Here is a 20401-nt window from a genome sequence, read left to right on the forward strand (position 1 = left end):
GCCGACCCTGCCGCAGCACCACAAACCCGGAGAGATGCCCGAGTGGCCGAAGGGGCTCCCCTGCTAAGGGAGTATAGGGTCAAAAGCCTTATCGAGGGTTCGAATCCCTCTCTCTCCGCCAGATACGCATACGCCCCCTCGTGGGGCGTTTTGCGTATCTGGCGGAGAGAGATGTGTGGACGAAGCCTCCGGTTCGACAAATTCGTCCGGAACGAATTTGGACAGCCGAAGGCTGGCCCTGGAGCGCGCAGCGCGGAGGGGTGAGCCCCATGGATGGGGCGACAATCCCTCGCGCCACGCCAACGTGACGCTGATCGAAGCGCCTCCTTGTGGGGCGTTTTGCGTATCTGGCGGAGAGAGAGGTGTGGACGAAGCCTCTGGTTCGACAAATTCGTCCGGAACGAATTTGGACAGCCGAAGGCTGGCCCTGGAGCGCGCAGCGCGGAGGGGTGAGCCCCATGGACGGGGCGAACAATCCCTCGCGCCACGCCAACGTGACGCTGATCGAGGCGCGCCCCCTCGTGGGGCGTTTTGCGTATCTGGCGAAGAGAGGTGTGGACGAAATCTCCGGTGATTCGGCGCAGCTTGCTGCTGCGGCACCCGCGCCACTTCCGGTAGCGGGAGCAGTATCGGTCTGTCTTCACCCCTCCATCAGGTGATCAATGCCCGTCCTCGTCGTTCTCCTGGCCCAGCCTCACCCAGTCGATGGCTTCGAGCACATAGGGAGCGAACAGGAAGTCCCGGATCCGGGTGATCCGGTTCTCTGCCCAGTCGATCAGGACAAAATGTGCGGGACTCTCCATCGGGGCGGTGCTGTCGAAGACCAGCATCGCCGGCCGCCCTTCGACCGCACCGAGGGCGAACCGCCATTTCGTCACTTCCGCGTAGCGCGTGAAATAGGGAACGATCTTGTCGCGCCCGTCCAGTTGCAGCCGGTTCACCAGGTCGAGCTTCACGTCGTCGGCGAGCATGGCGCGGATCGCATCGAAATCGCCGCTCTGGAACAGGTCCACATAGGCGGCGATCTTCCGCCGGGCTGCGTCGGGCATCAGCGGCAGCCGGGCGTCTTCGGGTGCCTGCGCGAGTCGGCGCAGCGCGGCGCGCCCGCGCTGCAGCGCCGACTTGGCCGCCGCCGGAGAGCACTCGGCGATGCCTGCGATCTCGTCGATCGAATGACCCAGGACGTCCTTGAGGATCACCGCGCAGCGCTGGAGCTCGGGCAGCCGCAGGAACGTCTGGAAGCTGATCGCGACGATGTCCGCCTCGGGCATCGGCGCTGCCTCGATGTCCTCGGTGAGCGGAACGACCGTGCCCCGGGACCGGACGCGCAGGAAATCGAGACTCGCGTTGTGGGCGATGCGGAACAGCCAGCCTTCGAGATGGTCCACCCCGGCGCCCTGGGCGCGCGCGTGCAGGGCCTTGACGAGGACGTCCTGCAGGATGTCCTCGCCATCGATCGCCGATCCGGTCATGCGCGCGCAGTAGCGATGGAGGCGCGGCCGCAGCGCTTTCAGGCGACCCTCGAATTCGTCCGTGCTCATGTCGGAACCTGCTGCGCTGGTGTGACCCGGCGGGCCAGGGATGGGATGCCGGCGAGTATTCGCGCGAGGGCGGCCGGTTGCGACAGGAAGGGAGAGTGGCTGCTCTCCAGCGTGTGGGGAGTCGTCTTGCCGCCGATGGTGGCGTCCATCGCCGCCATCATGTGATCCTGGCCGGCCAGGGGAATGGCGCAATCCTGCGTGCAGCGGATGTAATGGCGCGGCACCGTGCCGAATCGGTCCTGGGTGACCGCCGATGGCGCCAGCGCGCCAGCGTTTGATTCGTCGCAATGGAGCTGCGATGCGGCGTGCGTGAAATCGGCTTCGGGCACATCGTGGTAGAACGAGGCCTTGAGCAGCGACCGGTAGGCGTGGTCGGTCGACCCCGGGTGAATCCGGGTGGCGCCGATGATGGCGGGGTTGCCCACGAACAGCCGGGGCGCCAATGCCGAGGACAGCGTTTCGTGCCGGAGCATTTCGAGCAGCGTCATGCCGGTCGGCACCATGAACCCGGCGAGATACACGACCGCATGCAGCAGTGTCGGCACCTGCTCGGCTACCGCCGAAATCGTCATGCCGCCGGCCGAATGTCCGACCAGGACAACCCGGCCCCGCGAGGCAGCCTCCTTCACCAGTGCGACGACCGCCTGCGTCCGCTGGTCTTGCGTCACGCCGGCGCTGGGCGACGGCTCGGTGGCGAATGCGACGGGGTCGAACGGCACGCGATCAAGCGATGCCGGCGCAGTCGCATGAACCCCGGCGCCGGGGAGATCCAGCGTCATGGCCTCGAAGCCGCCGGCTTCGAGCAGGGGTGTGACGCGGTTCCACGTTGAACGGTTGTGCCAACCGCCGTGGACCAGGACAAAGACCGTCTTGCTTGCTGACATGGATGGGCTCTCTTGGTGTGCTGCCATCGTAGGCCGGGTCAGACGTCCCGGTTGGCGAATAGGAACATCTGGACGCCCGAGTCATCCGGCGCGAAAAGCCGGCGGTCCGCCCCGGCCGCCCGTCCCTCGGGGCTTGCGAACGCCCTTTCGATCGCCGCGAGGTCGTCGAAATGCAGCGTGCCGATCCGATGGATGCCGGCGGCGCCCACCGGGGTCGCGATGGGGCCATCGCTCACCTCGTATTTCCTGAGGCCGGGAATCTTCCAGGCGAGAGGCACGTGGATGTCGAAGTAATGCCGGTCGAATGCCTCGATGTCCTTCGGTGTACGGTAGATCACCAACATCCGGGCCATGGCGGTTCTCCTCGTGGGTTTGCGTGGCGCAGGTTCTGGCAGGGGTGTCATCAACGGGCTTCGCGCGCCACCGTCGAACCCATGACCGAATCAAGGCTTGCCAGCTCGGCGATCTTCGGGAAGCAGGCTTTCATGCGCGGATCGTTGCGCATCGCCTCGACGGCAGCGGGACTTTCCCATTCGGAATAGATGACGACGCCGGCGCCATCCGTGGCCGCGATCAGCCGGGTCTTCCTCCAGCCGTGGAGCGTGCGGACCACGCTGTCGATGTTCTGCTTCAGGAGCGCGATCAGCGCATCCTGCTTGCCGGGTTCGACCTTCAGCAGGTTGATCAGGACGACGGACTCGTCGGACATGGCATGCCTCCTTCTGTTCGGGACATGCCAAGGACGATCCGGCAGGTGGAAACGGATCGCGGCGCGGAAGATTTTTTCGAGGCCCGGCTTCGCCCGTCATCTCGCGGCCACGCCCGGTGCGGTCGCGCATGCGTGCGGCGCGGAGGTCGGATACAAAAAAGCCGCGGCCTCGCTGCCGCGGCTTTCCCGTTCAACCGGGCGCAATCACCAGATCTTCACCCGCTTCTCCCCATCCCGCACCATCGCGTCGCCGCCCTTGCACCGGAACGCCTCGGCGAACGCGGGCATGTTGGACGGCGCGCCGATCGCGCGGAATTGCGCGGGGGCGTGCGGGTCGGTGTTGAGCAGGGTGAGCTGGGCTTCGGGACGGATGCTGCCGCGCCATACGCGGGCCCAGTTGAGGAAGAAGCGCTGGTCCTGGGTGTAGCCGTCGATCTTGGCCTTCGCCTCCGCGGGGTTCTTCGCCAGCGCCATCTGTAGCGCGTCGTAGGCCACGTTGAGGCCGGCCAGGTCACCGATGTTCTCGCCCATGGTGAGGCGGCCGTTGACGTGCTTGCCGGGCAGCGCCTCGTAGCCGTCGAACTGGGCGGCGAGCTTGTCGGCGCGCGCATCGAAGGCCTTGCGGTCGGCGTCGGTCCACCAGTTCGCGTTGTTGCCCTTCGCGTCGAACTTGCTGCCCTGGTCGTCGTAGCCGTGGCCCATCTCGTGGCCGATCACCGCGCCGATGCCGCCGTAGTTCAGCGCGTCGTCGGCCTTGGCGTCGAAGAACGGCGATTGCAGGATCGCGGCGGGGAACACGATCTCGTTCTTCTGCGGGCTGTAGTAGGCGTTGACGGTCTGCGGCGTCATGCCCCATTCGTCGCGGTCCACCGGCTTGCCGATCTTGCCCACCATGTAGTCGTAGTTGAATTTGCGCGCGGCCTGCACGTTCGCGTAGTAGTCGCCGGGCTTGAGCGTGAGGCCGCTCCAGTCGCGCCACTTGTCGGGGTAACCGATCTTGGGCGTGAAGCTGGCCCATTTCTCCAGCGCCTTTTCCTTGGTGGCGGGGCTCATCCAGTCGAGCTGCTCGATGCGCGCCTTGTAGGCGGCACTGAGGTTCGCCACCAGTTCCTGCGCGCGCTGCTTGGAGGCGGCGGGGAAGTGGTCGGCCACGTACAGCTCGCCCAGCGCCATGCCCATGCCGCCGTTGACGGTGGCCAGCACGCGTTTCCAGCGCGCCTGCATCGCCTGCTGGCCGTTCAGCGTCTTCTCGTTGAACGCGTAGTCTTCCTGCTGGAACGGTTTGGAGAGGTAGGGCGCGGCGCCGTCGATGGCGTGGAAGCGCAGGTAGGCCTGCCACTCGGCTACCGGCGTCTGCGCCAGCATCTGGTCGAATGCGGCGAAGAACTTCGGCTGCGACAGCGAGAAGCCATCGCCCACGTTCGCACCCTGCGCCTTGAAGAACGCGGCCCAGTCGAAGTGCGGGGTGATCTGGTCGGCTTCGGCGAGGCTCACGTAGTGGTAGCGGTTCTCCGGTTTGCGCATCTCGGTGGGCACCAGCGAGGCGGCGGCGAGCTTCGTTTCGAACGCCAGCACGCCCTTGGCCTGCGCCTGCGCGGCGGCGGCCGGCGTGCCGGTCAGCTCGAACAGCTTGGCGATGTGCGCCACGTAGGCGCTGCGGATCTTCGCGAAGTCGGGCTTGCTGTAGTAGTCGGGCGTGGGCAGGCCGAGGCCGCCCTGGCCGGCGTAGGCGATCTCGCGGTTGGAATCCTTGAAGTCGCCGTTGCCGTAGAAACGGAACGCCACCGGGCGGCCTTGCGCGTAGCTGTCGCGGATGTAGGCGGCGATGCCGGCGCTGTCCTTGAGGCCGGCGATGCGCGCCAGCGTCGGCTTGATCGGCGCGTAGCCGGCCCGGTCGATCGTGGCCTCGTCCATGCCCGCGGCATACAGCCAGCCGATCTTCTGCTCGATCGAGCCCGGCGTGGCCGCGGCCGCGTGCTTCGCCGCCTGTTCGACGATCGAATGCTGGATGTCCAGGCTGTCCTCGCGCAGCGCGTCGAATGAGCCCCAGCGCGTGCGGTCGGCGGGAATCGGGTGCGCGGCCACCCACTTCGCGTTGACGAAGCCGTTGAAGTCCTGGCAGGCGTTGATCTTGGTGTCCAGCTCGCGGATGTCGAATGAAGTGGCGGGCGCGGCGATCGCGCCGGTGGCGAGCGACAGGGCGACGGCCAGTGCCAGCGGCTTCGTGTAGCGATGGGTCATGCAGGTGATCCTCGGAGCGTTGCGGTGCCGCGCGATGCACGGGTGAAAGAATTTGCGAAACCGCAGGCTAGGGCAAATCCGCAGGGCAGGCCACAGTGACTTAGGTCATGGATGCGCCGGCGCATGGCGGCGACGATGGTCCGGTCGCCAGCCTCGGCGGCGAGCATCTACTATCCGCGCATGTCCGAATCTGCCCACCCCGTTTTCCGCCCGGCCACCACTGCCGACGTCCCCGCCATCGTGGCCTTGGTCGAATCCGCCTACCGCGGCGATTCCGGCCGGCGCGGCTGGACCACCGAATCCGACCTGCTGGACGGCCAGCGCACCGACGTCGCCGGCGTCGCGGCGCTGCTGGACCAGCCCCACGGCATGGTGCTGCTGGCCGAGCGCGACGGCGTGCTGCTGGCCAGTTGCCACATCGAGCGGCACGGCGACTCCGGTTACTTCGGCATGTTCGCGGTCGACCCCGCACAGCAGGGCGGCGGCCTCGGCAAGGCCGTGCTGGCCGAGGCCGAGCGCATCGCGCGCGAGTCGTGGCAGTGCCGCGCGATGCACATGACGGTGATCGTGCAGCGCGTGGAACTGATCGCCTGGTACGAGCGCCGCGGCTATCGCCGCACCGGCGAGTACCAGCCGTTTCCCTACGGCGACGAACGCTTCGGCATTCCTCGACGCGACGACCTGCGCTTCGAGGTGCTGCGCAAGGAGTTCGCCGGGGTGCCGGCATGAGCCTGGCGGGTGAGGGCTGGGTGCGGGTCGGTACGCGCAGCGAAGTGCTGCCGGGTGAGTTCAAGGTGGTGTTCGACGGCGACACGCCGATCGCCGTGTACAACATCGACGGCGATCTTTACGCGATCGAGGACGTGTGCACCCACGACGGTGGCGACCTTGCCGGCGGCGAGGTGTTCGGCTTCGAGGTGGAATGCCCGCGCCACGGCGCGCGCTTCGACTTGAGGTCCGGCGCGGTGATGCGGCCGCCCGCGGTGGAGCCGGTGGCCAGCTTCCCGGTGCGCGAGGAAGACGGCGCGATCTGGACGCGCGACGACCGCTGAATTTTTGCGATCTTCCCTGATCGCGGAAATCAAACGGGCGGCCATCCATGGCCACACTCTTCAGAAGTGGTAGACGAAGGCCAGTGATTCGGTGACCTGGTTGCGCGAGCCGTACTGGCGCACCAGCGGGCTGGCGGCGGCGTCGCCCAGCAGGCAGCCGTATTCCAGCGAAGCGGCCAACCCGGTGTGCTGGCTGGTGGGCAGGAACAGGTCGTATTCCAGCGCGGCGAGCTGGCTGCCCGTGTCCGGTTGCCACACCGGCACGCCCAGCGCCTGCGCCGAAACCGGCGTGATGCCGAAGAAGCGCTGCATCGCGCCACCGTTCATGGCCTGCCAGCGCAGCTGCAGCGATTGCTCCACGAGGCCGAGCTTGGGCGGGTCCCATTCCGCGTACAGCTCCAGGTAGGCGCCCGCGCCGTTGATGTCGTGGCTGAGGCGCATGCCGGCGTCGAGTTGCTTGTTGAAGTCCCATTCCAGATAGCCGCCGCCGGTGGCACGCGGCGCCAGCGTGGGGGTCTTGCCGCCGAGCTTGCCCAGGTCGTCGTGGTCGCGGCCCCACTGGAAGTCGCCGTACAGGCCGCCGTGCAGGTGCGTGTCGCGGATCAGGTCGTACTGCAGGCCATCCTCGGTGGACAGGCTGAAGCCGTACTGCGGCAGCTCGATGTCCACGAACGGAATCGGGTCGCTCCGGTGCATGCGCGCGCCGGCCCAGCTCGGCATGCGCTGCACGCCGGCACCGACCGCCAGCGTCGGCGCGTCGGCGGAGTCGGCCAGCGCGCGGAACGGCAGCGACAGGCACAGCAGGGCAGGCAGCAGGCGGGAGCGGGCGACGGACATTGGGCAGTAGCGATGGGGAGTCGGATCAGCTTAACGGCCGTACGCGCGTCCGGTTGTCAGCGATCACGTTTTCGCTCAGCGGCGGTTCGGCTCGCGGCCATGGCCGGCTGGGGGAAAGGACGCCGAAAGGCAGCTTGCCTACCGTGCCACTCATCATTGATGCGAGCGTGCCCCTGATGCCCGTTTCCGGCTGGACCATCCTCTGCGACTTCGACGGCACCATCTCCGTCGAGGACGTGATCGACTCGCTGCTCGACCGCTTCGGCCGTCCCGGCTGGGAAGTGCTGGAGCAGGATTGGCGCGCCGGCCGCATCGGCTCGCGCGAGTGCATGGCCGGCCAGGTCGAGCTGCTGCAGATGACCCGCGCCGAGCTGGACGAGCACCTGCGCGAGCTGTGGATCGACCACGCCTTCCCGGGCTTCGTGGCGAAGGCGCGCGAGTTGAATGTGCCGATCCGCATCGTCAGCGACGGCCTCGACTACGCGATCCACCAGATCCTCGGACGCTACGGCCTGGACGACCTGCCGCTGGCCGCGAACCATCTTGCGCCCGCCACGCCGCCCAAGCAGTGGCAGCTCACCTCGCCGTTCCAGGCCGAGGGCTGCCGCAGCGGCACCTGCAAGTGCGCCTGCGTGGCGCAGGCCCGTACCACGGGCGCCAAGACCTTGCTGATCGGCGACGGTGCGTCCGACTTCTGCGCGGCCGACCGCGTGGACTTCGTGTTCGCCAAGCACCGCCTGATCGAGCACTGCCGCGCCGCCGGCATCCCCTACATGCCGATCACCGGCTTCGAGGACGCGCTGGAATACCTGCCGCGCCTGCTTGACGGCACGCTGGCGAACCACGCGCGCTACCACGAGGCGGCGGCGGCCTGAGCGGCCGCTGCGCTTCCCGCGACACCCTCCACCACCGTTCCCCGGAACCCGACCATGAACATCGACAAGAACGCCGTCGGTTTCATCGACGACGCGCAACTGCTCGCCGACGAGGCCAAGTACAGCTCCTTCGGCGACACCGTGCATTACGTTGACCCGCCGAAGATCTTCCGCCACGGCGAAGGCAGCTACATGTTCGACACTGCCGGCACGCCGTTCCTCGACCTGCAGATGTGGTACTCGGCGGTCAACTTCGGCTACGGCAACAAGCGTCTCAACGACGCGCTGAAGAAGCAGATCGACGTGCTGCCGCAGGTGGCCAGCCAGTACCTGCACCAGACCCGCATCGAGCTGGCCAAGACCATCGCGCTGGACGCGAAGAAGAAGTTCGGCCTCGACGGCCGCGTGCACTTCAACGTGGGTGGTGCGCAGGCGATCGAGGATTCGCTGAAGATCGTGCGCAACGCCTGCAACGGCAAGAGCCTGATGTTCGCCTTCGAAGGCGGCTACCACGGTCGCACGCTGGGCGCCTCGTCGATCACCTCCAGCTACCGCTACCGCCGCCGCTTCGGCCACTTCGGCGAGCGCGCGATGTTCTTGCCGTTCCCGTATCCGTTCCGTCGCCCCAAGGGCATGACGCCGGAAGAGTATTCCGACAGCTGCGTGCGCCAGTTCGAGCGCCTGTTCGAGACCGAATACAACGGCGTGTGGGACCCCAAGACCAATCAGTGCGAATACGCCGCGTTCTACGTCGAGCCGATCCAGGGCACCGGCGGCTACGTGCTGCCGCCGATGGGTTTCTTCAAGGGCCTGAAGAAGGTGCTGGACAAGTACGGCATCCTGATGGTGTCCGACGAAATCCAGATGGGTTTCTGGCGCACCGGCAAGCTGTGGTCGATCGAGAACTTCGGCGTGACGCCGGACATCGTGGTGTTCGGCAAGGCGCTCACCAACGGCCTGAACCCGCTGTCCGGCCTGTGGGCGCGCGAAGAGCTGATCAACCCGACCGTGTTCCCGCCGGGCTCCACCCACAGCACGTTCAATTCCAACCCGCTGGGCACCTCGCTGGGTCTGGAAGTGATCAAGATGGGCTACGAGCTGGACTACGAGACCACCGTGCCGAAGAAGGGCGCGCACTTCCTCGACGGCCTGCGCGAGCTGCAGAAGAAGCACAAGGAAATCGGCGACGTCGACGGCCTGGGCCTCGCGCTGCGCGCCGAGATCTGCACCGACGACGGCTTCACCCCGAACAAGGCGCTGCTCGACAAGATGGTCGACATCGGCCTTGCCGGCGACCTGGAGCACAACGGCAAGAAGATCGGCCTCGTGCTCGACGTGGGCGGCTGGTACAAGAACGTGATCACGTTCGCGCCGTCGCTGGACATCACGCACGAGGAGATCGATCTGGCGATCTCGCTGCTGGATCAGCTGCTGACGAAGGCCAAGAAGGGCTGATCGCCCCTCGTGTGTTGCAAACAAAAGGCCCGGCGGGAAACCGCCGGGCCTTTTTCGTAAGTCTCTAAAAGCAGGTGCGCATCCTGTGCGTCAGAAGCCAGGCGTCGCGAGATTGCTGCTATTTGCCCCTGACACCTTTCCCACCTTACAACGCATTAGGCACTGGATATTGCTTGCCGTCGTATTTCAGAACGTAACGACCTCCGTCTTCGCTGGACTTGCCGTCGTCGCGCGAGGTGGTGGCGGTGACCTGCAGATCGTAGAAACCGTGGCTGGTATCCGGCAACACCCTCAAGGTGTATCGGGTGTTCTCGATGACGGTCGGCGCATCCGCCGGTGCGCTGGGGTTGCAGCGGTCGTTACCCTCCCGCACATAGCGCCAGGAAGAAAGGACCATGTCCGCCAGCACGCGACGGATATGCGTCCCTTCGCGGATGTAGAGCGAGCGCGAGGGTCCATCCCCGCCATCGCCGCAATTCGGCGAGGCCCATCCGCTCACGTCCAGGCCGAACGCCCGCACTCCCTTGGCAAGCACATAGCGAGCGGTGTCGATGTGCAGGCTGTCTGACTGCACGGTCAGCGTGGCGTCCTCGTAGATCTCGCCACGGTAATCGGCAACCACGTGACCGCCCTCGACGATCGCCAGCAACAGGCGCTTGCCGTCCTGGTCACCCGTGTCATACGCCAAGGCAACATAGAGTTGCCTGCGATTTTCGGGGTTGGGCTTGCATGCAGCTGCGACAACGGCTGATGCACCGGAGTCACCATCTGCCCCGGCATCCACCAAGCCACGCAGCTCCAGCTGTTCGGATACCGACTGGATCAGCACAGACTGGCAGGACTGACCCTTCTGCGAGCCGGCGGCGCCGTCCTGTGCGTGGCACCGCGCTGCAAGCAGCCCCGCGCCAAGCAACACCACCCATAGCCCCTTCATCAAACTCTCTCCCCTTTTTCCTGACGTTGCCTGGCGCCTTGCCTTTGGCGCGAATCTTGGCCAGTGGGCGCGTCCCATGATCGCCACAGGCGAGGCGGTACCCAATGAGGCACCCTCCCCGAATCACCCGCTGGCTGTAGCGATCACTGCACGGACTCGACTTCGACGTAATGCTTCCCGTCGAACCGCCACAGCGTCCTGTTAAGTGCCGTGGGACCACAGGGTATGCGCGTTGGATCGATATCGACTTCATCGTCCGACTTCTCGCTGTCAGCGCGGCGCTCCGCGTCCCAGATGTCAGTCAATCCATGGCTTTGTTGCCCACCCATACACAGCACGGTAACAGACCTATGCGCGGCGAAGCCTAGGTCCATTTGTCCCTGACACCTTTTCGCAAGGAAATCGGCGACGTCGACGGCCTGGGTCTGACACTGCGCGCCGAGATCTGCACTGACGACGGCTTCACCCCGAACAAGGCGCTGCTCGACAAGATGGTCGACATCGGACTCGCCGGCGACCTGGAGCACAACGGCAAGAAGATCGGCCTGGCGATCTCGCTGCTGGACCAGTTGCTGACGAAGGCCAAGAAGAGCTGGTCGCCTGTCGCGTGTTGCAAACGAAAGGCCCGGCGGGAAATCGCCGGGCCTTTTGCTTTACCCCACCCTTTCCGGGGAGGATGCCCGCCCGTGTCGATTTATCTGCCGGTCGTTCGTTGCATGGGTGGAAGGGTGCGCGGCCAAGGCGTACGACGTCCGAAACCGGAAGGAGCGCCAGTCGTGGAGCGTGGGTGGCGATCGTTCGCATCGGCAGCACCCATCGGGATACTTCAACTTGATACGGAACCACTTGCCATGAAAAATACTGTTCGAACCGTTTTTCGACCGTTTGCCGCTGGCTTGGTTGCCATCTTGATCGGCATGCATGGCCCGGCGTCCCGCGCGGCTGACGTGCCCGCGCCATCCGCCATGCCCCCGGTGGCTGCGCCGCCCGCCGGCGTGTACCACCTCGACAAGGCCCATGCGAGCCTCCAGCTTCGTGTAAGTCACATGGGATTCTCGACGTACACCACGCGATTCAGTCGCTTTGATGCGGCCTTGACGTTTGATCCGGGCAACATATCCGCGTCCAGGCTGGTGGCTACCGTTGAAACAGCCTCACTCGAAATGGATGCGGCACCAAAGATGTGCATCGATATCGTAAAGGGGCCGCAGCTTCTCGATGCAACAAAGTTTCCCAAGATCGTCTTCCGCTCGGAAAAAATCCAGATGACCGGTGCCAAGTCATTCGAGATCGAAGGCACCCTGGACCTGCACGGTGTCACTCGTCCATTGACGCTGACCGGCACTTACAACGGCGGCTATGCAGGAATACCCGGCATGGACCCACATGCGCGCATTGGATTTTCCGCGCATGGAGCCTTCAAGCGCTCGGACTTCGGCATGGGATTTGGCGTGCCCGCGCCGGGCACGACGATGGGGGTAGGTGACTTGATCGACGTGACCCTGGAAACCGAGTTCATTGGGCCTGCGTTGGGGAACACTGCCGGCAAGTCGCACTGACGCCAGTTATGAGATGCGGTGCGGGCGTAGGCAGGTATGGCGATGCCTTTTCGGCCGGACAGGAGATCCGGTCGAACAGCCCAGACACGGCTCACGGACTTTCTTTCCGGCCAGGGATGGACGGAAAGCGGCGCCGCGGGGTGGCCTTCTCTTTGGGTTACTTTTCTCTTGGCCACGCAAGAGAAAAGTAACTCGGGCGCCGGCAGGCGCACGAAACCACTTTGTTGCTTGCGCCAGCACAAAGGCACTGGATTCCTGCCTTCGCAGGAATGACGAGCAAAGCGGTGGGCCTGCTTGGGACCTTGAGGCGCTTGGATCAGGGCGCCCGCTTCAACGCCAGCACGGCATTGAGCCCACCGAACGCGAACGAGTTGCTGAGCACCGCCCGCACCGGCATCTCGCGCGCCACGTTCGGCACGTAGTCCAGATCGCAAGCCGGGTCGGGCTTGTCGAGGTTCGCGGTGGGTGGCACCACGCCGTCGCGCAGCGCGCCGATCGCGGCCACCAGTTCCAGCGCGCCGGAGGCGCCCAGGGCGTGGCCGTGCATGGACTTGGTGGATGACACCGCGAGCTTGTCGGCGTGCGCGCCGAAGGCGAGGCGGATCGCGCGGGTTTCGGTGCTGTCGTTGGCTTGCGTGCCGGTGCCGTGGGCGTTGATGTAGTCGACGTCCTCGGGATTGAGCTCCGCCTCGGCGAGCGCCTGGCGCATGGCGCTGGCGGCGCCTTCGGCGCTGGGCATCACGATGTCGCTGGCGTCGGCGCTCATGCCGGTGCCGGCGAGTTCGGCGAGGATGGTGGCGCCGCGCGCGCGGGCGTGTTCCAGCGACTCCAGCACGAAGATCGCGGCGCCTTCGCCCAGCACCAGGCCGCGGCGGTTGGCGCTGAACGGGCGGCAGGTGTCGTCGGACAGCACGCGCATCGCTTCCCAGGCGCGCAGCGCGCCGTAGCTGAGGCAGGCCTCGGTGCCGCCGGTGACCGCCACGTCGGTCAGCCCGAAGCGGATCATCTGCGCGGCCTGGATGATCGCGTGGTTGGCCGAGGCGCAGGCGCTGGCCACCGCGTAGGTGGGGCCGCGCAGGCCGTAGGCGATGCTGATCTGGCTGGCCGAGGCGTTGGTCATCAGCCGCACGATGGTGAGCGGGTGGGTGCGGCTGGCCTTTTCCGCGTAGATCCGGCGGCTCTGCTCGTCCTGGGTGGTCTCGCCGCCGACGCCGGTGCCTACCACCACGCCGGTGCGCAGGCCGAGGCCATCGCGGGCGAAATCGATGCCGGAATGCGCGATCGCCTCGCGCGCCGCGTGCAGCGCGAACTCCGAGGTGCGGTCGAGCAGGGGCAGGGTGCGCTCGTCGATGCCGGTGGCGGGGTCGAAGCTTTCCGGCACCTGGGCGGCGATCTTCACGCGCAGCGTGTCGCTGTCCCGGTGGCGCAGCGGGCCGATCGCGCTGCGCCCTTCGCGCAGGCCCTGCCACAGGGCGCGGGCGCCCACGCCCTGCGGGCTGATCGCGCCCATGCCGGTGATGACGACCCGGCGTGTCTCGATGGTGGGCATTACGGGCTGCCTTCGCCTGCGGCGGCCTTCTCGTCCAGCGCCTTCTGCACGGCGTCGACCAGGCTCTGCGCGGTGTCGCTGTCGAAGTTGGCGCCCTGCTGCTCGGGGAAGTGGATGTCGAAGTGTTCCTCGATGTCGAAGATCAGCTCGATCGCCTCCAGCGAGGCGACGCCGAGATCCTTCAGCGTGGATTCGGGCTTGACGTTCGCCACGTCGACCTTGGCCTGCTTGGCGATGATCTCGAACACTTGCTGCTGGGTCGTTCCGGTCATGACGGATCCTTGGTGGCAGGCGACAATGGGCACGCCCGGGCCGGTGAACCGGCACGGGCGACCCCCATAGTCTAGGCAAACCCGCTTACTCATGCCTTTCATTTCGCAACTGGAACCGGACGCACTGCTCACGGCGTTCATGGACGAGCCGCCGATCGGCTTCACGGTGGCGCGCTCGCCGCAGGGCATGCCGGGCTTCACGGCGCCGTTCGACCTGCTGACCACGGCCGACGACGCGCTGCGCCGCCGCGTGGCCGGGCTGCCGCTGGCGCGGCACTGGCGCCGGCTGCTGACCTGGCGTACCCGTTTCGCCGGGAGCACGGTGACCGAGTACGCGCCGCTGCCCCCCGGCGTGTCGCCCGCCGGATTGGCGAAGGACTTGAAGGCCGCCTGGGGGCGCGAGTGCAGGCTGCTCATCGTGAAGGACATCGCGCAGGATTCGCCGCTGCTCGACGCCGCCGCGAACGCCCATGCCCGCGACTTCGCCGCCGCCTGCGCGGCGCAAGGCTTCGTCCTGCTGGAAGGGCAGGCGCTGGCCTACGTGCCCATCGATTTCGGCTCGGACGACGAGTACCTGGCCAAGCTCAGCTACAGCCGCCGGAAGAACCTCCGCCGCAAGCTGCGTTCGCGCGCGCAGCTCGAGATCGAGGTCGTGCGCACCGGCGATGCGCGTTTCCTCGACGAGGCTACGCTGGCGGCGTACTACGCGCTGTTCGACGCGGTGTATGCGCAGAGCGAGATCCACTTCGACCGCCTGAGCGCGGACTACTTCCGCCGGCTGCTGCAGGACGCGGAGAGCGGTGGCGTGCTGTTCGTGTACCGGCACGTAGGCAAGATGGTCGGCTGGAACCTCTGCTACGAGCACGATGGCAAGCTGATCGACAAGTACGTCGGCTTCGCTTACCCCGCGGCCCGCGAGCACAACCTGTACTTCGTGAGCTGGATGCACAACCTGGGCTACGCGCGCGAGTGCGGCCTGACGCATTACGTGGCCGGCTGGACCGACCCCGAGGTGAAATCTTTCCTCGGCGCCAGCTTCACCTTCACCCGCCATGCGGTGTACGCGCGCAACCCCGTGCTGCGCGCGCTGCTGCGCAAGCTGGGCGGCCATTTCGAGAGCGACCGCCAATGGCAGGACGCTGCGGAGAAAGACAATGAGTGAATGTCATGCGATGAGTTGCGCCGCCAGCCCTGTACCTGTCGTGGGTCGGGCTTCAGCCCGACATGCCCGATGCGTCGGGCTGGAGCCCGACCCACGAACCGCGGGGGGGCGCGCGTGAACATGTCCGTGCAACGCCCCGTCGTGCTCGACATCGACGGCTCGGTGGGCGAGCTGCCGAACCGCCTCGTGCTGCCCTTGGCCGAATGGCAGGAAGCGATCCGCTTCGGTTGTTCGCTGGCCACCATGCGCCGCTTCCGCACACTGCTGGATGCGCGGCTGCCCGCGCAGTACGGCACCGTGTTCACCGGCTCGGGCGATTTCCACCATCTCAGCTGGCCGCTGATCGCGCGGCTGAAGCCCGCCACGGCTATCCAGGTGGTGGTGCTGGACAACCATCCCGACAACATGCGCTTCCCGTTCGGCGTGCACTGCGGTTCCTGGGTACGCCGCGTGGCTGCGCTGCCGTTCGTGGATCATGTGCACGTGCTGGGCATCACCTCGGCCGACATCGGCGCGAGCCATGCCTGGGAGAACTACCTTGCCCCGCTGCTGCGCGGGAAATTGACGTACTGGAGCATGGGCGTGGACACCGGCTGGTCGCGCCGGCTGGGCATCACGCGCGCCTTCCGCGGCTTCGACACGCCCGACGCGCTGGTCGATGCCTTCGTCGAACAGCAGCGCACGCAAACCCGGCCCACCTATCTCACCATCGACAAGGACGCGTTCGCGCCCGAGGTGGCGCATACCAATTGGGACCAGGGCCGCCTGCAACTCGACCACGCGCTGGCGCTGATCGGCAGCCTGCGGCAAGGCCTCGCCGGCAGCGACATCAACGGCGAGGTCTCGCACTACCGCTACCAGGCCTGGTGGAAGCGCAAGCTCTCCGCGATGGACGAGCAGCCCGAGATCGATCCCGCCCAGCTCGCCGGTTGGCAGGCGCAGCAGCATGCGTTGAACTTGAAGCTGCTTGAAGCCATCGCGGAGCGTGGCTGATTTCAGTCGCTGGTGATCCCAGGCACGCCGCGGACCAGTTCGAATTCCTTGTCGCTCTGCCACGGTTCATTGCCGTTGGTCGGGTGGTGCGGGGCACGCACATTCGGCCTTGCCTGCGCTGAAGGGTAATCGGCGGCCACCTGTGGTTGAACGTCAACAACCCAACAACGGGGGCGCAGATCAGTCGGCATCGCCCCGGCCGGAAGGTGGCTGTTTTTCGGGGACGCAGGCCAGTTGCAGGGCGTCGCAGCGTTGCCCTTGCGCGCACCCGCCGGTTCGGCCGTAGCAGGTACAGACTGCATTGCCATTTTCCCCGTGTACGCCAAAGCCAAGGCAGGCCTTGCCGTTGATGCACGTTCCCCAACCGCCGTGAAGGCCGTGCGGAGCACAGTCGCCCTGGCTGGCCACGCGTTCCCACACGGGCGCTGATGGCATCGCCGGCAGCGGCGCGAACTTGGGCGAAGACTGGGCGACCGGCGAGGATTTCGCGTGTTCGTTCGCGGGTGGTCGTCCGGAGCACCCCGGCAAGACCGCCAAGGCAAACAGCAGCAACACGAACGATGAGTGTCCGGACAGCATGTGGCCAAGCATCGCTTTGAGCCTGATCATGACGATTGCCTCCTCGCCGGCCCTCAGTAGGCGTAGTTCGCCTGCTGCAGGTGTTGTGTCTCACCCAGGTAGGTCCAGCGCTTCGGGCATCCCTGCGAGGAATCGGTGAGAAACCTCATCCAGACCGAACTGGCGCCTTGCCAGCCAACCTGGAGCATGGCGTCGTAGTCGCCCCAGTATCCACGGCCAGAGTCGGAGCACACCGGGGTATTGCGCAGGATATCCACGGGAAAGATGACCAGCGGGTCGTCCGTGTTGGGGAAATAGCCCAGCGTGGCGCGCGAGACATTCACCGTGCCGGTGTGGCCGTAGTGATAAGCCCACGTCGCTTGCCAAGTCGGCGGCAAGCCGATGAAGCCGGGCCACGCGGCCACTTCGGGGTTGATGACATCGACCTGCGAGTTGCCCGGACCGCCGCCCTTGAAGACCCACTGGGGTACCTGCGCACAGGCATGCAGGTCGGCGTAGCACGCGCTGGCGTCGATGTAGCGCGGACCGTTGGGCGAGTCGCGTCGGACGTACAGCAGGCGGATGGCGTCGCTGCCGTTCGGCGACGATGCCCCGACGTCGTACGACATGCTGTTGCCGAACCGTAGCGTCAACTCGGAACCGTCCACCTGGGTGCCGAAATCGAGCGAGCCGTAAAACACCGTGGGATAACTCGCCTGAATCGGCTTGCCCCACGAACCGCCAGACCAGCGATTGAGGTAGATGTAACTGTTCTGGTCTTGCCCGATCACCTGGGCGGCGACGTAGACCGAACCGTCGCGGGCCGCGCGCAGGCGCGGGTGGGCCGCAACATACATGCCCGGGAAAGGAGGTGCGGTGAGCTTGAAGCTGCCGCTGTCGCTGGGGCTGCGATACACGGCAATCTGGCTGGTCGCGACGTCCACGAACGCCGCGAAGACCTCCCCGGTATTCGATGCCACCATGCTCCCGCCATCGTAAAAATGGCCTTGGGTGGCGTCACCCACGCCTTCCACGGGCGAGGTGTCGGTCACGCACTGGTAGTTGGCAAAGGTCTTGCCGGAGTCGGTCGACTTGGCGATACACGCTCCCCCAATGTAGGACTCGGGAGCGAACGGGTCGACCGATCCATCGATGCCGCCAGCCGGGAACTTGCCGTTGGGCATCGCGAGGTTCGAGATGAACACGACGCTGTAGTTGGTCTGCGAGGTGGTGATCGCCGGATCGCCCCACAGCACCGCCCAGCCCTTGGGAGGCTTGAGCTTGCCGCCGTAGTGCCAACTGCCGCCCCTGTCGTCCGAATAGGACCAGCCCAGGTTGGAGGCGCCCTTGCTGATGTGCCGGGTCGTGCTGGTATAGGTAACGGCATTGCCGGCGTTGGTGTCGTCGTTGTACGTCACCACGATGCGCGTGACACCCCCGGCCAGCGCAGTGGTCGCCGCTGTTTCGCTTTGGGTTCCCGATGCGGTGGGATCGCCCTTCGCCCCGGTTACCTCGTTGTCGTTGGAGCATGCCAACAACAAACCGGCCAGCAGCAAGGGGGCCAAGACCTGGCAAAGCCTGGTGCGAGACGAGCGACTCGCGGGTCTCGAAGTGAATCCGCGCATAAGGACCTCCTAGAGGACACAGCGCACATCCGACCGAGGCGGCGAGGATACATCCGTGGAGGAACGGGAAACCAGTGGCCGGACGTACCCGCGATTTGGTGCGGCGGGACCTTCTTCCGTCCGTGCGGCAGACTGTTTCAACTTTGCGACAACACGGCCATCAGCGTCCGGCAAATGCCATCGAAATCCCGCTCGCCCATCCACTCGCCGTTGCCGATCGTGAGGCTGCGCGCGGCGAAGTCGCGGGCGTTCGGCACGTCGCACGCAGGCACGATGCCGGCGAGGTAGGCGTAGTCGGGCAGGGAGTGGATGAACAGGCGGCTTACGCCGAGACCGGCTTGCCAGAGTTGGTCCAGCGCGGCGTCGCGGCGACGCTGGTCGGGCAGCAGCAGGAAGAAGAACGGCCAAGTGCCGTGCGCGCCGGCGGGGTCGTCCAGGACGGTGACGCCGGGGAGCGCGCGCAGGCGCGGCAGATGGCGCTGCGCGCGGGCGGTGCACTGTTCGATGAAGGCAGGCAGGCGCCGGGCCGCATGCGCGCCCACGGCCTGGCGCCAACGGCCCACGGCGTGCAGGGGCAAGGGCAGGGAGAAGTCATCGCCCACCGCGGCCACCGGGTCGCCATCGCGCAGCGCACGACGCAGCGGATCGCCGTAGGCGAGGCGCAGGCCGCGCGGGCGGTACAGCGCGGCGTAGCCCAGCAGCTCCACGCTGCGGCGCAGTTCCCAGCCAAGCTGGTATGGCGCGATGCGCGCAGCGGTGCGGGCGAGGCGTTCGCGCAGATCGGGATCGCGCGCGGCGAGCAGGCCACCTTCGTAGATGGAGAGGCCCTTGCCCGCGGCGAGGCTGAAGAAGCCGAGGTCTCCGGCGAGGCCCACGCTGCTGCCGTCGCGCCGTGCGCCCAACGCCTGCGCAGCATCCTCGATCACGTAGGCGCCCACGTTGTTGGCCACCGCCAGCGCATCGTCCACGTCGGCCACGCGGCCGGCGAGGTGGGTGGGCAGGATCGCCAGCGTGCGCTCGTCGCAGGCGGCGCGCAGTGCGTCCGGATCCATGTCGTAATGGCCGAAACGCAGGTCGCACAACACCGGTTCCAGCCCGGCCTGGTGCACGGCCAGCGGCACCAGCGGGCACGTGTAGGCGGGCATCACCACGCGGCGGCGCGCAGGCTGCCGTTCGCGCAGCGTGGCCAGCGCGATCAGCAGTGCGGCGGTGCCGGAGCAGGTGAGTTGCAGCGGCGGCGTGCCCAGTTGCGCGGCGATGTCGGCGGCCAACGTGGCCCGGCCGGGGCGCAAGTCCGTCAGCTTGAGCGGCAGGCCGGCGGTGGGCGGCAGTTCGTGGTGGCGGCGGGGCAGCATGCGCACGGCCGGATTTCAGGCCCGTGCCGGGCTTTCGTCAGCGTCAGGCACGTGCTCGCGGCTCTCGGCCAGCCCCAGGCAGACGATGCCGGCGACGATGGCGATGGCACCCAGCACGCGCGGCAGGGTGAGGTGCTCGTCGAACAGCCACACCGACAGCAGCATCACCGACACGACCTCCAGGTGCGAAGCGGCGAAGGCGGGGCCGATCGGTGCGTGCTTCAGCAGGCTCATCCAGGTGAAGAACGCGCCCACGTAGCCCACGATGGCGCCGTAGATCCACGGTGCGCCGAACACGCGCAGCAACCAGGCCACGTCCGCCGTCACCGGCAGCGCATGGGTGCCGGCGTATTTGAAGCTGATCTGCGCCAGGGTGTCGAAGCCCATCAGCAAGGTGAAGCCGATCAGGTAGAACCAACCGCGCTTCATCCGGCTACCCCCACGATGGTCACGCCCAGCGTCACCAGCATGATGCCGGCCACGCGCAGGCGGGTGAGTTTCTCGCCGAACAGGAAACGCCCGGCCACCATGATCGCCACGATGTTGATCGAGCCCAGCAGCACGCCCTCGGACAGCGGCACCAGCGAGAGGAAGGCGATCCACACCAGGAATTCGACCACGTAGCAGCCGATGCCGATCCACAGCCACGGACGTGCGGCCATGTGCTTCCAGCGCGCAAGGCCGTCGCCCGCGTCCTTGTCGCCGGCGGCGGCCTTGAACGCGAGCTGGCCGCCGGTGTCGAGCACCACGTTGAGCAGCCACAAGATGGCTACCAGCGGCGAAATGCCTCCCGTGGGCAT

The 20401-nt window shown here is 66.6% G+C and carries 21 protein-coding genes, 1 tRNA gene and 1 pseudogene; 9 read left to right on the forward strand and 14 right to left on the reverse strand.

All coding sequences use genetic code 11. The annotated features are described in order from the left end of the window. Positions 1–28 precede the first annotated feature (28 nt). A tRNA-Ser gene (locus B0E52_RS06140) sits at positions 29–121 on the forward strand. Positions 122–659: 538 nt separating this feature from the next. Here B0E52_RS06140 and B0E52_RS06145 read toward each other — a convergent pair. From B0E52_RS06145 to B0E52_RS06165, 5 genes are all read right to left on the reverse strand, one after another. Continuing rightward, positions 660–1541 (reverse strand): sigma-70 family RNA polymerase sigma factor, encoded by an 882-nt coding sequence (locus B0E52_RS06145; protein WP_077482628.1) that lies wholly within the window; start codon positions 1539–1541, stop codon positions 660–662. Beyond that, positions 1538–2425 carry an alpha/beta fold hydrolase gene (locus tag B0E52_RS06150; protein ID WP_168174137.1) on the reverse strand — a complete coding sequence of 296 codons (888 nt, stop codon included), beginning with the start codon at positions 2423–2425 and terminating at the stop codon, positions 1538–1540. Before B0E52_RS06150 ends, B0E52_RS06145 begins: the two co-directional genes overlap by 4 nt. A gap of 38 nt (positions 2426–2463) precedes the next feature. Further along, positions 2464–2778: an EthD family reductase gene (locus B0E52_RS06155; protein ID WP_077482632.1), complete on the reverse strand. Its 315-nt coding sequence runs from the start codon at positions 2776–2778 to the stop codon at positions 2464–2466. 50 nt (positions 2779–2828) lie between these two features. After that, positions 2829–3134, reverse strand: a complete 306-nt coding sequence (locus B0E52_RS06160) for an antibiotic biosynthesis monooxygenase family protein (RefSeq protein WP_077482634.1) — start codon at positions 3132–3134, stop codon at positions 2829–2831. Positions 3135–3338: 204 nt separating this feature from the next. Further along, positions 3339–5375 carry a M13-type metalloendopeptidase gene (locus tag B0E52_RS06165; RefSeq protein ID WP_077482636.1) on the reverse strand — a complete coding sequence of 679 codons (2037 nt, stop codon included), beginning with the start codon at positions 5373–5375 and terminating at the stop codon, positions 3339–3341. Positions 5376–5555: 180 nt separating this feature from the next. Here B0E52_RS06165 and B0E52_RS06170 point away from each other — a divergent pair, with 180 nt between their 5' ends. Both B0E52_RS06170 and B0E52_RS06175 read left to right on the forward strand, forming a co-directional pair. Beyond that, positions 5556–6104 carry an N-acetyltransferase gene (locus B0E52_RS06170; RefSeq protein WP_077482713.1) on the forward strand — a complete coding sequence of 183 codons (549 nt, stop codon included), beginning with the start codon at positions 5556–5558 and terminating at the stop codon, positions 6102–6104. After that, entirely contained in the window at positions 6101–6427 is a 327-nt protein-coding gene (locus B0E52_RS06175) for a non-heme iron oxygenase ferredoxin subunit (RefSeq protein WP_077482637.1), read from the forward strand. The genes B0E52_RS06170 and B0E52_RS06175 overlap by 4 nt, the downstream gene beginning before the upstream one ends. Before the next feature lie 60 nt (positions 6428–6487). Here B0E52_RS06175 and B0E52_RS06180 read toward each other — a convergent pair whose 3' ends face one another. Further along, positions 6488–7264, reverse strand: a complete 777-nt coding sequence (locus tag B0E52_RS06180) for a MipA/OmpV family protein (protein ID WP_077482639.1) — start codon at positions 7262–7264, stop codon at positions 6488–6490. Between the two features lie 176 nt (positions 7265–7440). Here B0E52_RS06180 and B0E52_RS06185 point away from each other — a divergent pair, with 176 nt between their 5' ends. Then, entirely contained in the window at positions 7441–8139 is a 699-nt protein-coding gene (locus B0E52_RS06185) for an MtnX-like HAD-IB family phosphatase (protein WP_077482641.1), read from the forward strand. 54 nt (positions 8140–8193) lie between these two features. Beyond that, positions 8194–9594 carry an aminotransferase class III-fold pyridoxal phosphate-dependent enzyme gene (locus B0E52_RS06190; RefSeq protein WP_077482643.1) on the forward strand — a complete coding sequence of 467 codons (1401 nt, stop codon included), beginning with the start codon at positions 8194–8196 and terminating at the stop codon, positions 9592–9594. Positions 9595–9739: 145 nt separating this feature from the next. On the opposite strand, the gene B0E52_RS06195 is transcribed toward B0E52_RS06190, so the two are convergent. Further along, entirely contained in the window at positions 9740–10528 is a 789-nt protein-coding gene (locus B0E52_RS06195) for a hypothetical protein (RefSeq protein WP_139351602.1), read from the reverse strand. A 398-nt stretch (positions 10529–10926) separates the two neighbouring features. Here B0E52_RS06195 and B0E52_RS18680 point away from each other — a divergent pair. Both B0E52_RS18680 and B0E52_RS18685 read left to right on the forward strand, forming a co-directional pair. Continuing rightward, a pseudogene (locus tag B0E52_RS18680) lies at positions 10927–11118 on the forward strand (aspartate aminotransferase family protein); the annotation flags it as partial. A 375-nt stretch (positions 11119–11493) separates the two neighbouring features. Then, positions 11494–12087 carry a YceI family protein gene (locus tag B0E52_RS18685; protein WP_256363975.1) on the forward strand — a complete coding sequence of 198 codons (594 nt, stop codon included), beginning with the start codon at positions 11494–11496 and terminating at the stop codon, positions 12085–12087. A 316-nt stretch (positions 12088–12403) separates the two neighbouring features. Here B0E52_RS18685 and B0E52_RS06210 read toward each other — a convergent pair whose 3' ends face one another. Further along, positions 12404–13636, reverse strand: a complete 1233-nt coding sequence (locus B0E52_RS06210) for a beta-ketoacyl-[acyl-carrier-protein] synthase family protein (protein WP_077482651.1) — start codon at positions 13634–13636, stop codon at positions 12404–12406. Further along, complete coding sequence (locus B0E52_RS06215) at positions 13636–13908, reverse strand: phosphopantetheine-binding protein (protein WP_077482653.1); 273 nt, start codon at positions 13906–13908, stop codon at positions 13636–13638. The genes B0E52_RS06210 and B0E52_RS06215 overlap by 1 nt, the downstream gene beginning before the upstream one ends. A gap of 91 nt (positions 13909–13999) precedes the next feature. Between B0E52_RS06215 and B0E52_RS06220 the strand changes: the two genes are divergently transcribed. Together B0E52_RS06220 and B0E52_RS06225 are read left to right on the forward strand one after the other, a co-directional pair. Further along, positions 14000–15070 carry a peptidogalycan biosysnthesis protein gene (locus B0E52_RS06220; protein WP_077482655.1) on the forward strand — a complete coding sequence of 357 codons (1071 nt, stop codon included), beginning with the start codon at positions 14000–14002 and terminating at the stop codon, positions 15068–15070. A 120-nt stretch (positions 15071–15190) separates the two neighbouring features. Beyond that, the gene (locus B0E52_RS06225; RefSeq protein ID WP_077482657.1) at positions 15191–16063 is read left to right on the forward strand and encodes a hypothetical protein; all 873 of its coding nucleotides are present in this window, start codon (positions 15191–15193) and stop codon (positions 16061–16063) included. 180 nt (positions 16064–16243) lie between these two features. On the opposite strand, the gene B0E52_RS18305 is transcribed toward B0E52_RS06225, so the two are convergent. The 5 genes from B0E52_RS18305 to B0E52_RS06245 all read right to left on the reverse strand — a co-directional run bounded on the left by B0E52_RS18305 (position 16244) and on the right by B0E52_RS06245 (position 20401). Next, the gene (locus B0E52_RS18305) at positions 16244–16672 is read right to left on the reverse strand and encodes a hypothetical protein (RefSeq protein ID WP_139351603.1); all 429 of its coding nucleotides are present in this window, start codon (positions 16670–16672) and stop codon (positions 16244–16246) included. 23 nt (positions 16673–16695) lie between these two features. Continuing rightward, a complete protein-coding gene (locus B0E52_RS06230) occupies positions 16696–18186 on the reverse strand; it encodes a hypothetical protein (RefSeq protein ID WP_139351604.1) in 1491 nt (496 codons plus the stop codon). A 197-nt stretch (positions 18187–18383) separates the two neighbouring features. Then, a complete protein-coding gene (locus B0E52_RS06235; RefSeq protein ID WP_077482661.1) occupies positions 18384–19601 on the reverse strand; it encodes a DegT/DnrJ/EryC1/StrS family aminotransferase in 1218 nt (405 codons plus the stop codon). Positions 19602–19616: 15 nt separating this feature from the next. Further along, entirely contained in the window at positions 19617–20030 is a 414-nt protein-coding gene (locus B0E52_RS06240) for an EamA family transporter (protein ID WP_077482663.1), read from the reverse strand. Further along, the gene (locus B0E52_RS06245) at positions 20027–20401 is read right to left on the reverse strand and encodes an EamA family transporter (protein WP_077482665.1); all 375 of its coding nucleotides are present in this window, start codon (positions 20399–20401) and stop codon (positions 20027–20029) included. Before B0E52_RS06245 ends, B0E52_RS06240 begins: the two co-directional genes overlap by 4 nt.

Origin of the sequence: Rhodanobacter sp. C06 (assembly GCF_002001105.1) — a bacterium.
GTDB lineage: Bacteria > Pseudomonadota > Gammaproteobacteria > Xanthomonadales > Rhodanobacteraceae > Rhodanobacter_A.

Bases quoted from the DNA above. Each gene is read 5' to 3' on its own strand.
- B0E52_RS06145 (WP_077482628.1), bottom strand. From the start codon at position 1,541: ATGAGCACGGACGAATTCGAGGGTCGCCTGAAAGCGCTGCGGCCGCGC.
- B0E52_RS06150 (WP_168174137.1), bottom strand. From the start codon at position 2,425: ATGTCAGCAAGCAAGACGGTCTTTGTCCTGGTCCACGGCGGTTGGCAC.
- B0E52_RS06155 (WP_077482632.1), bottom strand. From the start codon at position 2,778: ATGGCCCGGATGTTGGTGATCTACCGTACACCGAAGGACATCGAGGCA.
- B0E52_RS06160 (WP_077482634.1), bottom strand. From the start codon at position 3,134: ATGTCCGACGAGTCCGTCGTCCTGATCAACCTGCTGAAGGTCGAACCC.
- B0E52_RS06165 (WP_077482636.1), bottom strand. From the start codon at position 5,375: ATGACCCATCGCTACACGAAGCCGCTGGCACTGGCCGTCGCCCTGTCG.
- B0E52_RS06170 (WP_077482713.1), top strand. From the start codon at position 5,556: ATGTCCGAATCTGCCCACCCCGTTTTCCGCCCGGCCACCACTGCCGAC.
- B0E52_RS06175 (WP_077482637.1), top strand. From the start codon at position 6,101: ATGAGCCTGGCGGGTGAGGGCTGGGTGCGGGTCGGTACGCGCAGCGAA.
- B0E52_RS06180 (WP_077482639.1), bottom strand. From the start codon at position 7,264: ATGTCCGTCGCCCGCTCCCGCCTGCTGCCTGCCCTGCTGTGCCTGTCG.
- B0E52_RS06185 (WP_077482641.1), top strand. From the start codon at position 7,441: ATGCCCGTTTCCGGCTGGACCATCCTCTGCGACTTCGACGGCACCATC.
- B0E52_RS06190 (WP_077482643.1), top strand. From the start codon at position 8,194: ATGAACATCGACAAGAACGCCGTCGGTTTCATCGACGACGCGCAACTG.
- B0E52_RS06195 (WP_139351602.1), bottom strand. From the start codon at position 10,528: ATGAAGGGGCTATGGGTGGTGTTGCTTGGCGCGGGGCTGCTTGCAGCG.
- B0E52_RS18685 (WP_256363975.1), top strand. From the start codon at position 11,494: ATGCCCCCGGTGGCTGCGCCGCCCGCCGGCGTGTACCACCTCGACAAG.
- B0E52_RS06210 (WP_077482651.1), bottom strand. From the start codon at position 13,636: ATGCCCACCATCGAGACACGCCGGGTCGTCATCACCGGCATGGGCGCG.
- B0E52_RS06215 (WP_077482653.1), bottom strand. From the start codon at position 13,908: ATGACCGGAACGACCCAGCAGCAAGTGTTCGAGATCATCGCCAAGCAG.
- B0E52_RS06220 (WP_077482655.1), top strand. From the start codon at position 14,000: ATGCCTTTCATTTCGCAACTGGAACCGGACGCACTGCTCACGGCGTTC.
- B0E52_RS06225 (WP_077482657.1), top strand. From the start codon at position 15,191: ATGTCCGTGCAACGCCCCGTCGTGCTCGACATCGACGGCTCGGTGGGC.
- B0E52_RS18305 (WP_139351603.1), bottom strand. From the start codon at position 16,672: ATGATCAGGCTCAAAGCGATGCTTGGCCACATGCTGTCCGGACACTCA.
- B0E52_RS06235 (WP_077482661.1), bottom strand. From the start codon at position 19,601: ATGCTGCCCCGCCGCCACCACGAACTGCCGCCCACCGCCGGCCTGCCG.
- B0E52_RS06240 (WP_077482663.1), bottom strand. From the start codon at position 20,030: ATGAAGCGCGGTTGGTTCTACCTGATCGGCTTCACCTTGCTGATGGGC.
- B0E52_RS06245 (WP_077482665.1), bottom strand. From the start codon at position 20,401: ATGCCCACGGGAGGCATTTCGCCGCTGGTAGCCATCTTGTGGCTGCTC.